This is a genomic window from Alkalicoccobacillus gibsonii (assembly GCF_016798245.1).
GTDB classification, from domain to species: Bacteria; Bacillota; Bacilli; order Bacillales; family Bacillaceae_D; genus Alkalicoccobacillus; species Alkalicoccobacillus gibsonii.
In genome coordinates this window covers 100722-118100 of the sequence record NZ_JAEUZA010000004.1, presented here as the reverse complement: position 1 = coordinate 118100, position 17379 = coordinate 100722, and the positions used below count along the sequence as shown (strand labels likewise).

The following is a 17379-nucleotide window of genomic DNA, read 5'->3' as shown; positions in this document are numbered from 1 at the left end:
ATTTATTAATTAAAATAAATCTTCAATGGCTTGTTCCACGTCGTTTAAGTTTGTTAGATCTATGGTCTCTATTCCTTCTACAGCACGCGCTACATGTTCCTCAACCTTAATGTACTGTTCGAACTTATTCGCATGCTTACGTGAAGGCTTTGTTTTTGAATCTGAAGGTAAAAAGATGGTACAGCAATCTTCATATGGCAAAATCGATGTTTCATATGTGCCGATTTTCTTTGCCATATCCATGACTTCAAGCTTATCCATTGTTATCAATGGGCGAATCACGGGATAGTTCGTCACTTCGTTAATGGTATGAATACTGTGCAATGTTTGACTTGCCACCTGGCCTAAGCTATCACCCGTTGCGATTCCAAGGAATTCTTTTTCTTCTGCTACCTTTGTCGCGATACGCATCATCATTCGTCGCATAATCGTCATTTGAAAATTGCTTGGAGCTTCATCGCGAATATGAGTTTGGACATCCGTAAACGGCACAATATGAAGTTTGATATTGCCTCCAAACGAATTTAACCGTTTCGCTAAGTCCATGACCTTTTGCTTTGCACGCTCACTTGTGTACGGTGGACTATGAAAGTGGATGGCTTCAAGATCAGCGCCGCGTTTCATCGCTAAGTAACCTGCAACCGGGCTATCAATCCCACCAGAAAGCATCAACAATAACTTGCCGCTTGTCCCTGCCGGCAATCCTCCAGCCCCTTTAAACGAACTGGTTGTAATGTATGCAGCCGTCTCTCTGACCTCTACATGAATGGTTGCATCCGGATGATGAACATCAACCGTTAAGTGCTCAGTATTTGCTAGTACATACCCACCAATTTTGTGATTCAACGTTTGTGAATCAACGGGAAATGGCTTATACGCACGACGTGTGACAATTTTAAACGTGCGGATGGTGCCTTCTGATTCCTGTACCGCTTTTAATGCGGCTTTTTGCATATCCTCAACGACATGATCAACACGTATTGCCAAGCTAAATGAATGAATGCCGAAGATATCTTTTAATAATTCAACAATAGGTGCTGGTTCTGCCCCATTTAATTCAATAATGATTCGACCAAATGTGCGTTTGACCTTAATGCCTTGTATAGACTTTAGTACTTGTCGGATATTTGAAAGGAGCTGCTTCTCAAAAGCGACACGATTTTTCCCTTTTAACGCTAATTCTCCATAACGTATTAAAACATGATCATACTTCATACTCGTTCTTTCACCACTTTTCTAATTCTAGGCAGGAGTGTATCCATTGCCGATATAAATACGTCTATCTCTTGATCAGTTGATTCATAAGACAAGCTAATACGGATGGCGCTGCTTGCTATTTCCTCTGTTTTTCCCATCGCTAGTAAAACTCTACTTGGTTCAAGCTGTTTAGAGGAACATGCCGACTGTGTTGACACATAGATCTCTTGTTCAGCAAGCTCTTGGATAATGACCTCAGGCTTATAACCGGGTGCTGAAAAATTAATAATATGTGGCGCACCTTGCTCAGGGTCGGAATTTAAAACCAGTGCATTAGATGCGTTCGCATAATCCACTAGACGTTTACGAAGTCTTGGAAGCTTCTGCTTTTCATTTTTTAACCTCTCAAGCTCCATTTTATATGCTTTCGCCATCGCTGCGGCTCCTGCTACATGTTCGGTTCCGCCTCTATAACCAAACTCTTGATCACCGCCGTGAAGCAATGGGGTTAATTGAAGATTTGGTCGAATGTAAAGGATAGCTGTACCTTTTAAGCCATGGAACTTATGAGCTGACATGGTTAAAAGGTCAATTTTAGCTTTTTTAATGGATAATGGAACCTTACCAGCTCCTTGAACATGATCAACATGAAACCGCACTTGTGGGTAACCCGCTAGTAATGCACCAATTTCCTCCACAGGCTGAATCGTACCTGTTTCATTATTCACATGACTAATTGATACTAAGGACGTTTCCTTTGTAATAGCTTGCTCCAGCTCTTTCATAGAAAGGCAACCATATTCATCAACAGGCAGATACGTCACGTGATAACCATTTGTTTCAAGCCATTTAAATGTTTCATTAACGGAAGCATGTTCGCTAGCTGTTGTGATGAGATGGGTTCCCTTTTGAAAGGAAGATAAAAGCGTTCCTTTAATCGCCAAGTTATTGCTTTCTGTTCCGCTCGCTGTAAATAGAATCGAAGACGGTGCCACTTCAAGTAACTCAGCCATCAATGCCCGAGACCGGTTAAGCACTTTTTCAGATTCAACACCTAGTCGATGAAGAGATGAGGCATTTCCGAAGAATTGCTTGGACACCGTTAGATATGTTTTCAAAACCTCTTCATTTGGAGCGGTTGTTGCACTGTTATCTAAATAAATCATGTCGTTCATTCTCCTTTTTGTGCATCCGTATATAGTAGCATCATCTTATGAAATTGACAAAGGTGGGCATGAAAAAGGCGTAAAAAAACTCCTTCCATAGAAGGAGCTTTTCTCTACGCAGAAACATGCTCTGATACTCGCTCTACGACCCCTTTTTCATAGGGTTCCACAGCACGTACAGCACATTCAATCGCTTCATCATATTCATAATTTCTGAACAATCGTTCGGCTTGAGCAAGTAATTGACGAGCTTCTTCACTACGATTACGATATCGATTACTGTACTGAATCACTCGTTCTGCTAGCTCTGCTGACTTGATGGTTTCAGCAATTAATTCATCATTCGCTTCAATCAATGAGATGGCCTCTTCAACCTTTTCTGTCACTTGTTTCATCTCAAGCGGAACCTGGTCTAAGAGCTCAACTGCTTCTTGAATGTTTTTGTCTCCTGCTTCCAGTTGCTCAAGTGCTCTGGCTGGAAGGCCAGGAATATTACTCTTTCGTATCACTCGTTTTCCTTCTAATACAACTGAGCGAAGTCTTGAAATCGTCTCTTTTGCTTTTAATTCTTCTTCACGTAATTCATAGAGCTTTCCGGTGCCTTGTTTAATATACTCTGCTAATTCATCCAAACGCTCTTCCCACTCTAAGACCATTTCATGAATAGAGGTAAAGGTTTGTTTTTCGTTTTCAGTTACGTCAACAATGACTTGAAGCTGGTTTGTCATCTCTGTTAACTGCTTTTGAAGGTGTTCCTTTGAATCCACTTCCTCTTGAGCGAGTCGATAGCTTTTTTGAACATGTGCAAGTTCACTTAAAAGATTATGTAATTCCTGGCTTGTTCGGTCAAGCTGATGTTTTAAGTTAGGAAGTTGCTCTAGTGTCTTTTTCTTAGATTGAACTTCTTCATCAAGCGTGTCATAAATCTGTTCAATTTGATTATGGATTACACTCATTCGCTCTTCTGCTGATTCGGTATCAAGATTCTTTAATAAGATTTGTATCTCTTCGACTTCTTGTTTCATATCTTCGAGCTTCGGTTCAAGCGCTAACGGATCAAGCTGATAGCCTTTTTCTTTCATATCTGAAATACCAAGCTCTAAATTCTTTATTTCAGCTGGTAGCGTTGTTCTAATTTGTACGATCATCTTTGGTAAAACCTCTGCTTGAGCTTCTACTTGAACCAAGATATCTCTTAGTTGAAGAAGTTCTTGTCGGGCTTGTAGGTAACTACCCGATTTTGTCGCTTCATCAAATGAAGCAAGTCCCGCTTTTACATGACTCATGTTTTCGTCTAATAACCCAATCGCTTCATAGAAGGATCCGCGCTTCTTCAAAAGATCACTTGAAAGCTTCGTATACTTCTCCCTTAACTCACCGATTTCATTGCGGTTTTTCTGTTCACTTGAAACAAGCTGTTCGATTTCATCAATCATGATGTCAAGTTCGCTATCGATTGTATCTAAACGCTCATGAGTAGACTGAACAAGCTCTTTCGCCTTTTTTATTTGGTATTTGTTTGCGTGCTCTTCTATATCAAAAAGTGTCTCTTCAATATTTGGCATGATCTGACCGACAATTTCATCCCAATTGCTTCGCCAAACCTCAAATTTTTCTTCGGTTTCACCAGCCATTTGAAGCTGCTTTACCTTTGCTATTTCATCAGGAATCGGCCTGGTTGAAATACCATTCTTCTTTTCCTCCAGCTTATCAACGTCCTTGTAGATATTTTTTCGTATGTACATGCCTACTAAATAGGCGATTATCGCGATTGCAAGAATAACGAGAATTAAATAAACCACTTGAGGGACTCCCTTCTCTAGCTCCAGTAGTGCAAATTCATATGATGAAATTGGTAACTGAGTTCATATATATGTAATTTCTCTAACAATCCTCAAAATCCTCTTTTTTTCGTAAGATTATCGAGTTCTTTCTACAATTAAGTATGTATTATGATACCATGAAACCAACTATTTGTGTTCTCTTTTGTTGGAATGATTTGTTTATCCTGTGTCTAACTCAAATAGCCTATCTGAATAAAAAGGATGAGATCAATTTGCTTAAATATGATGGACATATCCACACCCCTTTTTGTCCACATGGTACAAAAGATGAGTTAAATCGATATTGTGAGCAAGCCATTAAGGAAGGGTTATCTGGTATTTCATTTACTGAGCATGCTCCACTTCCCGATAATTTTGATGATCCTGCTCCTACTCAGGATAGTGCCATGCCAAAAAGTCAGCTGTATCAGTACATTGAACGGGTACAAGCTATAAGAACACAGTATAAGGATCAATTAACAGTTGGTATTGGTCTTGAAGTCGACTTCATTGAAGGCTACGAGACAGAAATCTCTACCTTATTAAATGAAATTGGACCAATGCTTACAGACAGTATTTTGTCTGTGCACTTTCTTAAGGTACATGATCAATATATGTGTATGGATTTTAGTCCAGAGCTTTTCCAAGAAATGGCTGAGGCTCTAGGTTCCGTTGATGCTGTTCATCAGCTGTATTATCAAACCGTACAAAAATCTATCCAAGCAGACCTTGGACCCTATAAACCAAAACGAATTGGTCATATTACACTAGCGAATAAATTTCATAAAAAAGTGCGTCCAACTCGTTTATTTACAAATGAGATCAATAAACTCCTATTAGAGATAAAGGAGCACGGGTACGCTCTCGACTATAATCTTGCTGGTCTACGCAAACCCTTATGTAAAGAAAGCTATCCACCTTATGATATAGCCGTTCAAGCATCAGGTTTAGGTATTCCGTTAATTTTTGGGTCTGATTCTCATCAAGCAAAGGAAGTGTCTATTGCTTGGAGTGAATATAATGGTATTCCGCTTTCAACACCTTAAGCTTCTTCATAATAAAGGCCTCCAAGGGATAAAGATCCTCTGGAGGCCTATTTGATGCTTGATTATTTTTTAATAAGCTCTAAATCAACAGGGATAAAGTCTTCTACATCTTCCCCGTTTAATACACTGTTTGCTGCTTCTAATGCTTCATAGCCGATTACAGTTGGCTGCTGCGCTACGGTACCAGCCATACGTTCATCACCAACTGCTTCTACTGCATCCGTTGTCGCATCAAAACCAATAATGACAATATCTTCACCCGCAGCTTCAATCGCTTCTAGTGCTCCTAAAGCCATTTCATCATTATGAGCAAATACACCTTCAATGTCACTGTTTCCTTGAAGAATGTTCTCCATAACCGTTAATCCTTCTGCACGATCGAAGTTAGCTGTTTGCTTCGCTACCACATCAAGTGAGTCTTCGGCAATATTATTAAACCCTTCGCCACGCTCACGTGCAGCGGAAGATCCCGGAAGTCCTTCAAGTTCAGCCACCTTCGCACCTTCACCAACTAATTCAACCATCAATTCTCCTGCAAGCTCTCCTCCTGCGATATTATCTGAGGCAATATGTGTAACAACCTCTCCGCCATCAGCACCACGGTCTACAGTAATAACAGGAATATCTGCATTATTTGCTGCTTCAATAGCAGCTGTTACCGCTGAAGAGTCTGTTGGATTAATAATAATTAGGTCAACTCCACGCTGAATGAGATCTTCTACATCACTTATTTGCTTTGAGCTATCATCCTGTGCATCCACTGTCACCAGGTCTAAACCAAGTTCAGATGCCTTTACTTCCGCTCCTTCTTCTAACGTAACGAAGAACGGGTTATTTAATGTGGAAACAGAGAATCCAACCGTAAAGTCCTCACTGCTACCTTCAGTGCCCTCATTATCATTTCCTTCACTAACAGGTGATTCTGTTGAGCAAGCTCCCATTAGTAGTACAGTACTAAGTCCTGTTGCCGCTAACCATCTTTTCATCTCTACTCTCTCCCTTAAGCTGATTTTTTACGGTCAATTAAAACCGCCAATAAAATGACACTACCCTTTACTACTTGTTGAAAGAATGAACTAACCCCCAATAAATTAAGCCCATTGTTCAACACACCTATGATCAAGGCACCAATCAATGTGCCGACGATCCATCCTTTACCTCCTGTTAAGCTTGTCCCACCTAGCACAACAGCAGCAATGGCATCAAGCTCGTACATGGAACCTGCAGTAGGTTGAGCAGAGTTTAAGCGAGACGTTAGGATCACCCCTGCAACCGCTGCCAGAAAACCTGTTAAGGAATATACATAAATTTTAATTCTGTCTACTTTGATTCCAGAAAGGATAGAAGCTTCTTCATTTCCTCCTACTGCATAGACACGTCGACCGAACGTCGTTTTCTTAAGAACCATATATAAGATGACAAAACTCACTAGCATTGTGATAGCAGGCATTGGAATACCAAAGAAGTAACCGCCACCAATCATTTTGAAAAACGTAGAATCACCCAAACCTGTAATTGGCTTTCCGTCGGTAAACATTAAGGTTGCTCCGCGGAAAATCGTCATGGTTGCAAGCGTTGCAATAAACGGAGCAACCTTTCCTTTAGAAATAATTAACCCGTTAATAGCGCCAAGACCTGTCCCAATGATGAGGCCTAAAGCAATGGCAAGAACAGGATCGACACCAGCAGCGAGTAAGGAGGCGGTAACCGCACCTGATAAGGCTAAAATCGCACCGACTGATAAGTCAATTCCGCCAGTTAAAATAACAAAGGTCATCCCAAAAGCGATCAATGCATTAATGGAAACCTGTCTAAGAACATTTAATAGGTTCGAAAAGGATAAGAATCCTGGATTTAAAATACTAATAATAACAACAATGATAAATAAACCGATAAATGGTCCGAGTGTGGCGGCCAATGATTTCATATGTTTATTTGCGAACATGTTTATCTCCTCCAGTGGCGTAATGCATAATGGTCTCTTCTGTTAATTCATCTCGGTTTAAAATACTCATCAGCTTCCCTTCAAACATGACGGCAGCTCGAGTACTTAATCCAATAATTTCTGGTAGTTCAGAGGAAACCATTATGATGGCCACACCAAGTTTTGCTAGTTCATTCATAATGAGATAGATTTCCTTTTTGGCACCAACATCAACACCCCTAGTTGGTTCATCAAGAATTAGCACCTTAGGATCCGTTCCAAGCCACTTGGCGATGACGACCTTTTGTTGATTTCCACCACTTAATGACTTGGCAAGCTGATTTGGCCCCGAAGCACGAACGCCAAGCTTTTGTACAAGCTCATCATGCAATCGTTTTTCCCTAGATGTCTGAACCCATCCAGAACTTGATATCGCTTTCAAATTCACTAAGTTTAGATTTTCCTTTATTGAGAAATCAGTAATTAATCCTTTGGTTTTTCGATCTTCAGATACAAATCCTAAACCTTGTTGAATCGCATCCGATGGATTTCCACATTTTAAAGCTTGTCCATCAAGTTCAATTAGTCCTGCGTCCGCCTTCCGGTAGCCAAAGATCGTCTCGACAACCTCTGATCTTCCAGCCCCCATCAAGCCGGCAATTCCAAAAATCTCACCTGAGCGAACATTAAAGGAAATATCATTAAATTCTCCTCGGCGAGTAAGCCCTTTCACTTCAAGCTTTGTTTCACTAGGAATCAGATCGTGGTCCGGATACCTGCCACCGAGCTCTCGTCCAACCATCATTTTGACGATTTCATCAAAATTTGTGTTTGCAATAACCTTTGTGCCAACATACTGACCATCTCTAAGAATTGTAATGCGCCCGCAAAGCGAGAAGATCTCTTCCATGCGGTGAGAGATATAGACAAAGGTTACACCCTTTTGCTGAAGTGAACGAACAGCTTCAAATAATGTATCGATTTCTCGATCCGTTAAAGCTGCTGTAGGCTCGTCCATAATAATAATATCGGCGTTAGTCATAAGCGCTTTTGCAATTTCGATTAATTGTTGTTTCCCAACCGACAATCTTCCCGCACGCTCTGTTGCTTTAATACGAAGTCCAAGCTCACTTAACTTCTCTTCTGCTAAACGATTCATTTCCTTTGTTTTTAACCAGCCTGTTCGGCCGACTGTTTGTTCATTTCCTAGAAACAGGTTTTCAGCCACAGTTAACTCCGGCAAAATGTTTAACTCTTGGTGGATCACAGCAATCCCATCAAGCTCCGCTTCTTTTGGATGCTTATAATGAACTGTTTTTCCTTTAACTGAAATAGACCCTTCATCAGAGCTGTAAATTCCTGTTAGAATTTTCATTAATGTCGACTTGCCTGCCCCATTCTCACCCATTAACGCATGTATTTCACCTTTTTCGAGATTAAATGAAACATCTTTTAAAACGTGGTTGCCACTAAATGCTTTATGAATTCCTTCCATTTGAACAATCATCTTTGAACCCCCTTTTTAGAAAATGACCCCTGCACGGAGGATGACATTTGCATAAGGTGTGCTCTCACCTGTGCGTATAATGACTTTCGCTTTTGATGTTTCTTGTTTCAGTTTTTCGTGAGGTAAATAGTAGGTAGGGATCTCTTGCCTCGAAAAGATTTGATCGATGTATGAGTTCTCCGTCTTTATTTCTTCAGCTAAAATAAAGGCCTCAACCTCCATATCCATTAATAGCTCAGTCAGTACATCTAAAAAGCTAGGTACTCCGAGTTTTATGGACAAGTCAATACATTCAACACCTGGTGGTACAGGTAAGCCACAATCAGCTATAACAATCTGATCTGTGTGACCAAGTGAAGCTAACACTCTTGCAATATCTCGATTTAACATTCCATGCTTTTTCATGTTAACTCCTTCTTTGACAAATGCTCTTGTACTTCTTCACGTGTTGGCATCCCACTTTGTGCTCCCAATGATTGAACGGATAAGGCAGCTGCTGCATTCGCAAAAACAATCGATTTTTCAAGACTTTCTCCGTTTGAAAGCGAAGCGGCTAAGGCGCCATTAAATGTATCGCCTGCGCCTGTCGTATCAACAAGCTGAACAGAATGGCCAGCGACTCGTTTCTGCTTACCAGCTTCATGCCAGCTCACACCTGCTTCTCCTTCAGTTACAATGATTTTCCCCTGATATTCATTTGAATCTTTAAATAGCAGCTCGTACTCCGTTTCATTTGGCGTAATGTAATCGGCCATTGATAAAACAGTGTCGGATAGCGGGTAGGCCGGGGCCGGGTTTAAAATGACCTTTGTTCGATGCTTTTGACAAATCGTAAGTGTTCTCTCAACAGCATCAAGCGGGATCTCTAATTGCAAAAGTACTACATCACTCTCTGCTAACACCTGTTCAAACTGATTGATGTATTCCACGGTTACTTCATCATTCGCTCCTGGTGTGATGATAATTCGGTTATCTTGATCAGATAGAATGATTGACGCAATACCTGAACTACAATCTGTAACCGGTTCCACATTTGAAACATCAACTCCCTCAATTCCCAAACCGTCTGTAAGAATCTTACCGAATGGATCATCTCCAACTCGGCCAATCATTCGGACAGATGCACCAAGTCTTGCAGCCGCTACAGCCTGATTTGCCCCTTTTCCTCCTGGCATTGTGACAAAGCTCTCACCCTTTATCGTTTCACCTTGCTTTGGAAAAACGGCTGTGCTCGTTACCATATCCATATTAATACTACCGACTATTGTTACGTTTCCCATGTTACTCTCCTCCTACCGAGGTTTCTCTAATCGTCAATTTTGTTTTAAACTCATGTCTATATGATTGCAGTTCTTTCTTTTCAATCATTGTCATTAGCAGCTTAGTTGCACGCTCACCCATTTCGTAAATGGGCTGTTGCACTGTTGAGAGCGCCGGAGTGAGCATTTCGCCTAAAGAGATTCCATCAAACCCAATCACCTTAATATCAGTTGGGATGGATTTATGACACTTATAAGCCGCTCGCATCGCTCCTGCTGCTGTCACATCACTACTCGCAAAAATACCATCGATTGAGGGATACATTTCAAGAAGCTTTCGTGTAGCCATTTCCGATTGACCAATTTCAAAGCCGGAATCAATGACTACATGCGCCATGGAGTGCTTTTCTATGACTTGCTTAAAGCCTTCATAGCGTTCATCAGCTGATGTCACCCCTATAGGTCCTCTTAGGTGAGCGATAAATGTACAGCCCTGCTCAACTAAATGCTCCGTTGCATCGATCGCACCTTGTTTATTACTTGAAACCACCGTCGGAATATCCTCACTAATATATCGGTCTAGGGCTACAACAGGAATATGTGTGGATAAAATATGTTCGACTGATTCTGTCCCTGTGACAATAATGAGCCCATCAGCATATTTTTGTTGAAGAACTTGAATATATTTTTGTTCTTTATCTTGTTTATTATCAGTGTTACATAGAACAACTGTGAAGCCTTCTGCAGTAGCAGCGTCCTCTACCGCTCTTGCCAGTTCTGGGAAAAACGGATTTGAAATATCAGGTACAAACAATCCGATAATTCCAGAGGTTTTGTGATACAACGATCTTGCCACTGCATTAGGTTGATAATTTAAGATTTTAATAGCTTTTTTAACAGCTTCTTCTGATTCTTTACTAACATAGCCTTTTTGATTTAAAACTCTTGAAACGGTAGCAACAGATACATTCGCCTGTTTTGCTACATCTTTTATTGTTGTCATGACTTTTTTCGCCTCACATCATGTAACCGGTTACACATAATATAAATGTGAATCTACTCCCTGTCAATCTTTTTTTGTCGAAAACGATTGAACGCAAAAAACGAACGTTCCTGCATGGAGGGAAGCTCGCTTTTAAATATCAATACATTTGTTTAATTCGAATATGAGGTTTTGCTTGCACGTGACTACTTGGATCTGAGCTTAATCCTGATGCAATCCAAGCTTTTAAGTGATCCATATATCGATCAATAAAATACGGCTCCTTAGGGTTTAACTGAAAAAGCTCCCATAAATATTGCGGAGACATAAAAGGTAGCGTAATCATGCTTCGTAACTGAATAATGACAAAATCGACTGGTTGTCTACGGAACTCTCCTACAGCCATTCCGTGTTTAATTAAGCGTGAAAACTCATGTTTTTCTTTTTGAAGATACGTAGCCATGACTTCTCTAACAAGCGTGGAATCAACAGACATCTCACGGTGAACCATCCGAGCAAGTAGATGCTGTGAACGCTGATAGTTAATTAACGAACGAACAAAGGAAAGTAAACAATCGTACGCAGAATCATACTCATTCAATGAACTCTCTTTATCTAATTCTTTTATATACCCTTCATAAAATTGAATGAGTAATGTTTCAAATAAGCCTTTCTTTCCTCCGAAGTAATAAGAAACCAAAGCAATATTAACAGATGCATCCTGTGCAATATCTCTGACAGACGTTCCATGGTACCCTTGCCTTTGAAACAATGCCGTAGCTGATGTTAAAATTTTCACCTTGGTTACTTCACTCATACGATCCCTCCGTTAATTTAACTGGTTCTGTACTCTTTCGCTTCCTATCCCCATTCCCCTGCACCCTCAAACAAAACCGATGAATAAATCGTCTGACAAATTCCCTTATGAAATCTATTTTTTTGCTGAATCTACATACATCATGTAAACTTAAGTCGATTAATACGTAATGAAAGCGAGTGAACTGAATGTTTCAATCCTCCACTTATTCTGATAATCAAGAAAAAGCCTACACATTATTAAATAAACAACTGGATGCTCTACTTGAAGGAGAGACTGACCGAGTAGCAAAGCTAGCAAATGCCAGTGCTCTTTTGAATCAGTTTCTAAATGATGTGAACTGGGTAGGGTTTTACCTAACAAAAGAAGAACAAAAGCTCATTCTTGGGCCATTCCAGGGAATGCCTGCATGTGTTCATATTGATTTTGGCAAAGGCGTTTGCGGAACAGCAGCAGCCAAGCAAGAGACGATTCGTGTAGCAGATGTACACCAATTCCCTGGCCACATTGCATGTGATGCAGCGTCTCGCTCAGAAATCGTTGTTCCTCTTATTAAAGATGGAAAAACAATTGGAGTGTTAGATATCGACAGCCCAAGTCTGGAGCGCTTTAACGAAGAAGATGAAAAATATCTGAAGCAGTTTGCGGAGATTCTTGTGAAGCATCTTTAATAATTAAAAATGGTATAACCATGATTATCTAAGTGTCCCGCTCTAGTGGAAACTTCCGCTAGATCTCTGAAATCACAAAAGACTGATGATTCGACTTAAGAATCATCAGTCTTATTTTTTAATCGATAATCTAACTCTCTGCTGTTCGCGGCATTTCAATCTTTACTCGGTTTTTCCCCTCATCCTTCGCTTTATATAAGCCCGTGTCGGCTGATTTAAAGAGGCATTCCGACGAACGAGAAAGCGATTCGCTCTTATCCCAATGAGAAACGCCACAGGAGATGGTGACGGACGGATTGGTTTGAAGGGCGACTGCTTTAACAATTCGTTTGGCAATTTCTGTCCCTACACGAAGATCAACTTTAGGTAAGTAGATCGCTAATTCCTCTCCGCCCCATCTCGCAGCAACATCTGTCTCGCGGATGTTTGATTGGATAATGCTAGCCACCTGCTTTAAAATTTCATCGCCAGTTTGGTGCCCAAACGAATCATTAATCCTCTTAAAATCATCAATATCTATGAGTAAAAAGGTTCCCTTCTCATGTTCCATAAGAGATTCTTCCATCGATTCTTCGAGGTAGTTCCTAGAATGCAGGTTTGTTAAATGGTCCGTAATGACTAGCTTCTCTAGTTCTTCATGAAGTAAGGTGTTGGTAAAAGCTAACGTTGAATGATGAACTAATGATTGAAGCAATTTAAAGCTCTCAAATGTAAAATGGTAGGACTCTTGATGAAACGCAAAGACAGCACCATGTACAGCTTCCTTTTGAATCATTGGAATGGCCAGCATCGAAGAAAAAGGACCGGTCTCTATCTCATGATGTAACCCAGTGTCTCCAATATAAATTGGATCCTTTTTGCTTAACAGCTGATCGATAATAGAATGAACATCTAATTCATGCTGATTCGCCAGGAGATAAGGTGTTCCACTTTGGTGAATAATCGATTGGTCGGATCGATCAAACAATAGAAACCCGACTTCTTGCGCTCCAAATGCCTCTTTAATTTGTTGTGTCATACTTTCAATTAAGTCGTTCAAGTTTAACTTACTATTAATTTGATGAGTTGCTCGATTAATTAATTTTAAATCATGTATAAGATCTCTGGATTGTTGATACAGCTCTGCATTTTCCAGTGCATTCCCGCCAGTGTCCGCTAGAATCTCAATAAAAGAGATTTCTGTTTCAGGTAGAGGCAGCAACGGAGAAGCATGGATTTCCAACACACCGTAAATGCCTTGTTTGCCTCGTAGTGGCATAAACAAATCAAGAATTTGCTGCTTTTGATTTCGTTCCACCTGATTGGACCCAGTAAGAAAAGCCTGCTCCGCTTTTGAATGCAATCCTTCTGACCCATAAATGAACGGTTTAATAGGTAATTCCTCTTGAACCTCCCACTCATGTGAAAGCATTAAATAGACATCATATGTTGGATAGGTTTGCTTAATCGCATAGACAATCTTTGCGAGTACTTCACTTATATCCATCGTTGAGTGGACTTTTTTTGTAACTTCTAGGAGTAAGTCTTTCTTTTTCGCTTCTCTTTCGCCATGTTCCAATTGATAACCTTTTTCTAAGAGAGGTTGTAGCCAAAGGGCCATATCTCTAAAAATAGTGCCGCTCTTTTGATATTGCTTTGGTAACTCAGAGATCAGACAACCAAGACACTGCGCCTCAAAGATAATGGGGAGCACCATATAATGATTTTGCTCATCAGAATATACCTCGGCACAGGTAGCTTTACCTTTTGCCAATACTTGTTCATGAATAATCTGTTTGGCATCTCTTAGAATGTTAGGTGGAAACGAGTTTTTACCTCGCGCGTGCTTTAACTGTTCTTCCGTCCATTCAAATAGTGTGAATTCATAAGGAAGCACTTGAGTAATTTTTTCGTTAAACAAAGCATTGATTAACGCACGAAACGAAATCTCATAGTTTGCCTCTCTTAACAGAAGCTCTGCATGAAATACGCGATCACTTGTCAGCAGCTTTTGTTCAATATGTTGCAGAAGAAGACCCAATTTGTCTCTTTCACATAGTTCTTCTCGACTCATCACTCCAAATTTAATTGGAGGGTGATTTGAAACTTGGAACGCACGATTGGATTCGATATAGATGTACTCTTCGGCCCCAACGTCTGTGTCATGTTGACAATAGGAAAGGAACGCACGATTAAGCTCATCAGATGCAGGACCCATCTGCTTGGCAGAAACGAGCCCCGAATCCGTCCAAATCATGTAGATAAATGACTCTGTCCCTACTCGTTGCTCTTCCTCAAAAGGAACTAACTCGTCCCATAAGGGTATAAACTCGTTATATTGAAATAAATTGCGTAGCTCGTTCATTGCTATCACCACCATAGACCAAGACTAACGTCCCGTTTTTCATGAATCTATGTATACAAATACCTTACTTTAGGCGGATATAAACCCGTATCATTCGTTTAAAAGCAGTTTTTTCGGTAAAAATGTTAAATAGTTTAAATATTTTGTGAGAATATAGATTGATTATAATGCAATACCTTCCAAATTGCTATGACTTTTTTCTTATATAGTGAGGCATTACCCTCTTCTATCATTGACTTCTTATATGATTCTAGATATAATCAACTTTGTGTGAAATGAGACAGCCAAGGTAAGCTTAGTGTAGATTGATTCTATTCCTCGAAGCGGCTGCGTATTTGAGGTGTACCGCGTAACTTCCTGCTGTCGAAGCGAAGGTGCATGAAAATAGAACGTCTAGTCTAGGAGATTGCCACGAGGTTGTTATTTTGCAACATTCAAAATAACAGGAGGATTCACCTTATGTCACGTTATACAGGTCCATCTTGGAAGTTATCCCGTCGTCTTGGGATTTCACTTACAGGAACAGGTAAAGAATTAGCAAAGCGTCCTTACGCTCCAGGTCAACACGGTCCAAACCAAAGAAAGAAACTTTCTGAGTACGGATTACAATTACAAGAAAAGCAAAAGCTTCGTCACATGTACGGAGTAAATGAGCGTCAATTCCGTCGCACATTTGATATTGCTGGTAAAATGAGCGGAATCCACGGTGAGAACTTCATGATCTTACTTGAGTCTCGTTTAGATAACCTTGTGTACCGTCTAGGTCTTGCTCGCACTCGTCGTGCAGCTCGTCAACTAGTTAACCACGGTCACGTGACTGTTGATGGTAAGCGCGTTGATATTCCTTCATACCGCGTAACGCCAGGTCAACAAATTGGTCTTCGTGAAACTTCACAAAACCTATCTGCTGTTAAAGAAGCAATCGAAGTAAACAACTTCGTACCTGCTTACGTAACATTTGACGCAGAAAAGCTAGAAGGTACGTTCACTCGTCTTCCAGAGCGTTCTGAACTTCCTGCTGAAATCACTGAAGCTCTTATCGTTGAGTTCTACTCTCGTTAAGCTGCTAACGAACCTCAACTTGTTACCCAACAAGTTGAGGTTTTTTCATATAAAAAAACAGCAACCCTCCTCAGGTTGCTGCCTCTCTCCTACTATTCTTACAGCGTAATCTTCACAAACTTACGCTTCCCTACTTGCACGATTAACCCATCAGTTATCGTAACTTCCGTCTTAATGTCTGTTACTTTCTCTTCATTCATCTTCACGCCACCGTTTTGAATCATACGACGGGCTTCTCCTTTAGATGGAAGGAGTCCGAGTTCTACTACTAGATCGATGATACCAATTTGTGCATCCTTTTCCCACTTTACGACTGGCATATCGTCTGGTAGGGCGTTCTTTTGGAATACAGTCTCGAAGTAGCTTCTGGCTTCTTTGGCTGCTTCTTGACCATGGTACATTTCAACAAGCTTGCTACCAAGGTTCATCTTGGCGTCACGCGGATGGATCGAACCGTCTGCTAAGCCTTTTTCAAGAATGTCTACTTCTTCTAATGGAAGATCAGTTGCTAGTCTAAAGTATTTCACCATTAGCTCATCAGGGATCGACATCGATTTACCAAATATTTCGTTTGGCGCCTCGTCAATTCCGATGTAGTTGTTTAGGGACTTAGACATTTTTCGTACGCCATCAAGTCCTTCAATTAATGGAAGAGTCATAGCGACTTGCTTTTCTTGACCGTACGCTTCTTGAAGCTGACGTCCCATAAGTAAGTTGAACTTTTGGTCTGTTCCTCCTACTTCAATGTCAGACTTCATCGCAACCGAATCGTATCCTTGCATTAATGGATAGAAAAATTCATGGATGGAGATGGGTTGCTGTGATTTGTAGCGTTTTTCAAAGTCATCACGTTCTAATAAGCGAGCAACCGTTAAGTTACTTGCAAGCTTGATGACATCCTCAAAATTTAATGCTTTTAACCATTCCGAGTTATACATAAGTGTTACTTTATCCATATCAAGCACTTTGCTGTACTGTTCTACATAGGTTCTAGCATTTTCCATTACTTGTTCGTTTGTTAATGCTTTTCTTGTTTCTGACTTCCCTGTTGGATCTCCGATACGACCGGTGAAGTCACCAATTAACAGCTGAATTTCATGGCCATATTCTTGGAATTGACGTAGCTTGTGCAAGACAACCGTGTGACCAATATGCACGTCAGGAGCAGAAGGATCCATTCCAAGCTTAATTTTAAGCGGGACACCTGTTGCTACTGATTGTTCGATCTTCTCTTTAAATGCGTGTTCAGGCGCAATTTCAACAACACCACGCATTAATTCCTTCACTTGTGTTTCGACTAACTGCTTTTGCTCTTCTGTTAACTCTCGTTTGGACTCTGCCATACCATTCAACCTCCGATTAATCTCTCTTTTTGCACACAAAAAAACCCGTCTCCTAAAAAGGGACGAGGTTATCGCGGTACCACCCTTGTTGAAAAGCATTCGCTTTCCCACTCAGTCTATAACGGCATTTACCGTTCTTTGCTCCTACACAAAGAAAAAGCTCCAGGTTGTAATTCTTTCAGCATCTCGTACTGGCTTGCACCTACCGCCAGCTCTCTTTAATCGATGTGTACTGAAA

The 17379-nt window shown here is 40.6% G+C and carries 15 protein-coding genes and 1 other annotated feature (1 of these 16 cut by a window edge); of the genes, 3 read left to right on the top strand and 12 right to left on the bottom strand.

All coding sequences use genetic code 11. From position 1 onward, the window contains the following. Positions 1-9 precede the first annotated feature (9 nt). From thiI to ezrA, 3 genes are all read right to left on the bottom strand, one after another. Positions 10-1215: a tRNA uracil 4-sulfurtransferase ThiI gene (gene thiI, locus JNO66_RS15640; RefSeq protein ID WP_203089579.1), complete on the bottom strand. Its 1206-nt coding sequence runs from the start codon at positions 1213-1215 to the stop codon at positions 10-12. Then, the gene (locus tag JNO66_RS15635) at positions 1212-2363 is read right to left on the bottom strand and encodes a cysteine desulfurase family protein (protein WP_203089577.1); all 1152 of its coding nucleotides are present in this window, start codon (positions 2361-2363) and stop codon (positions 1212-1214) included. Before JNO66_RS15635 ends, thiI begins: the two co-directional genes overlap by 4 nt. Before the next feature lie 113 nt (positions 2364-2476). Beyond that, the gene (gene ezrA, locus JNO66_RS15630) at positions 2477-4165 is read right to left on the bottom strand and encodes a septation ring formation regulator EzrA (protein ID WP_203089575.1); all 1689 of its coding nucleotides are present in this window, start codon (positions 4163-4165) and stop codon (positions 2477-2479) included. 254 nt (positions 4166-4419) lie between these two features. Between ezrA and hisJ the strand changes: the two genes are divergently transcribed. Beyond that, positions 4420-5232 (top strand): histidinol-phosphatase HisJ, encoded by an 813-nt coding sequence (gene hisJ, locus JNO66_RS15625; RefSeq protein ID WP_203089573.1) that lies wholly within the window; start codon positions 4420-4422, stop codon positions 5230-5232. A gap of 62 nt (positions 5233-5294) precedes the next feature. On the opposite strand, the gene rbsB is transcribed toward hisJ, so the two are convergent. The 7 genes from rbsB to refZ all read right to left on the bottom strand — a co-directional run bounded on the left by rbsB (position 5295) and on the right by refZ (position 11721). Beyond that, positions 5295-6218, bottom strand: coding sequence for a ribose ABC transporter substrate-binding protein RbsB (gene rbsB, locus JNO66_RS15620; RefSeq protein WP_203089571.1), 924 nt, complete (start codon positions 6216-6218; stop codon positions 5295-5297). 14 nt (positions 6219-6232) lie between these two features. Continuing rightward, positions 6233-7177 (bottom strand): ABC transporter permease subunit, encoded by a 945-nt coding sequence (locus JNO66_RS15615; RefSeq protein ID WP_203089569.1) that lies wholly within the window; start codon positions 7175-7177, stop codon positions 6233-6235. After that, complete coding sequence (locus tag JNO66_RS15610; protein ID WP_203089568.1) at positions 7164-8663, bottom strand: sugar ABC transporter ATP-binding protein; 1500 nt, start codon at positions 8661-8663, stop codon at positions 7164-7166. Before JNO66_RS15610 ends, JNO66_RS15615 begins: the two co-directional genes overlap by 14 nt. A gap of 15 nt (positions 8664-8678) precedes the next feature. After that, positions 8679-9068: a D-ribose pyranase gene (rbsD, locus tag JNO66_RS15605; protein WP_203089564.1), complete on the bottom strand. Its 390-nt coding sequence runs from the start codon at positions 9066-9068 to the stop codon at positions 8679-8681. After that, on the bottom strand, positions 9065-9943 hold the full coding sequence (gene rbsK / locus JNO66_RS15600; protein WP_203089554.1) for a ribokinase: 879 nt from the start codon (positions 9941-9943) through the stop codon (positions 9065-9067). Before rbsK ends, rbsD begins: the two co-directional genes overlap by 4 nt. Position 9944: 1 nt before the next feature. Further along, a complete protein-coding gene (locus JNO66_RS15595) occupies positions 9945-10925 on the bottom strand; it encodes a LacI family DNA-binding transcriptional regulator (RefSeq protein ID WP_203089551.1) in 981 nt (326 codons plus the stop codon). Between the two features lie 139 nt (positions 10926-11064). Further along, entirely contained in the window at positions 11065-11721 is a 657-nt protein-coding gene (gene refZ, locus JNO66_RS15590) for a forespore capture DNA-binding protein RefZ (RefSeq protein WP_203089549.1), read from the bottom strand. A 188-nt stretch (positions 11722-11909) separates the two neighbouring features. Here refZ and JNO66_RS15585 point away from each other — a divergent pair, with 188 nt between their 5' ends. After that, positions 11910-12392 (top strand): GAF domain-containing protein, encoded by a 483-nt coding sequence (locus tag JNO66_RS15585; RefSeq protein ID WP_203089547.1) that lies wholly within the window; start codon positions 11910-11912, stop codon positions 12390-12392. A 130-nt stretch (positions 12393-12522) separates the two neighbouring features. On the opposite strand, the gene JNO66_RS15580 is transcribed toward JNO66_RS15585, so the two are convergent. Next, positions 12523-14736: a diguanylate cyclase domain-containing protein gene (locus JNO66_RS15580; protein ID WP_203089545.1), complete on the bottom strand. Its 2214-nt coding sequence runs from the start codon at positions 14734-14736 to the stop codon at positions 12523-12525. Between the two features lie 459 nt (positions 14737-15195). Here JNO66_RS15580 and rpsD point away from each other — a divergent pair, with 459 nt between their 5' ends. Further along, on the top strand, positions 15196-15798 hold the full coding sequence (gene rpsD, locus JNO66_RS15575) for a 30S ribosomal protein S4 (protein ID WP_203089543.1): 603 nt from the start codon (positions 15196-15198) through the stop codon (positions 15796-15798). Between the two features lie 98 nt (positions 15799-15896). On the opposite strand, the gene tyrS is transcribed toward rpsD, so the two are convergent. Further along, positions 15897-17141 carry a tyrosine--tRNA ligase gene (tyrS, locus tag JNO66_RS15570; RefSeq protein ID WP_203089542.1) on the bottom strand — a complete coding sequence of 415 codons (1245 nt, stop codon included), beginning with the start codon at positions 17139-17141 and terminating at the stop codon, positions 15897-15899. Between the two features lie 55 nt (positions 17142-17196). Then, positions 17197-17379: a binding site (T-box leader), on the bottom strand (it continues 25 nt past the right edge of the window).

Bases quoted from the DNA above. Each gene is read 5' to 3' on its own strand.
- rbsK (WP_203089554.1), bottom strand. From the start codon at position 9,943: ATGGGAAACGTAACAATAGTCGGTAGTATTAATATGGATATGGTAACG.
- JNO66_RS15635 (WP_203089577.1), bottom strand. From the start codon at position 2,363: ATGATTTATTTAGATAACAGTGCAACAACCGCTCCAAATGAAGAGGTT.
- JNO66_RS15580 (WP_203089545.1), bottom strand. From the start codon at position 14,736: ATGAACGAGCTACGCAATTTATTTCAATATAACGAGTTTATACCCTTA.
- JNO66_RS15585 (WP_203089547.1), top strand. From the start codon at position 11,910: ATGTTTCAATCCTCCACTTATTCTGATAATCAAGAAAAAGCCTACACA.
- rbsD (WP_203089564.1), bottom strand. From the start codon at position 9,068: ATGAAAAAGCATGGAATGTTAAATCGAGATATTGCAAGAGTGTTAGCT.
- refZ (WP_203089549.1), bottom strand. From the start codon at position 11,721: ATGAGTGAAGTAACCAAGGTGAAAATTTTAACATCAGCTACGGCATTG.
- rbsB (WP_203089571.1), bottom strand. From the start codon at position 6,218: ATGAAAAGATGGTTAGCGGCAACAGGACTTAGTACTGTACTACTAATG.
- rpsD (WP_203089543.1), top strand. From the start codon at position 15,196: ATGTCACGTTATACAGGTCCATCTTGGAAGTTATCCCGTCGTCTTGGG.
- JNO66_RS15610 (WP_203089568.1), bottom strand. From the start codon at position 8,663: ATGATTGTTCAAATGGAAGGAATTCATAAAGCATTTAGTGGCAACCAC.
- JNO66_RS15595 (WP_203089551.1), bottom strand. From the start codon at position 10,925: ATGACAACAATAAAAGATGTAGCAAAACAGGCGAATGTATCTGTTGCT.
- tyrS (WP_203089542.1), bottom strand. From the start codon at position 17,141: ATGGCAGAGTCCAAACGAGAGTTAACAGAAGAGCAAAAGCAGTTAGTC.
- JNO66_RS15615 (WP_203089569.1), bottom strand. From the start codon at position 7,177: ATGTTCGCAAATAAACATATGAAATCATTGGCCGCCACACTCGGACCA.
- thiI (WP_203089579.1), bottom strand. From the start codon at position 1,215: ATGAAGTATGATCATGTTTTAATACGTTATGGAGAATTAGCGTTAAAA.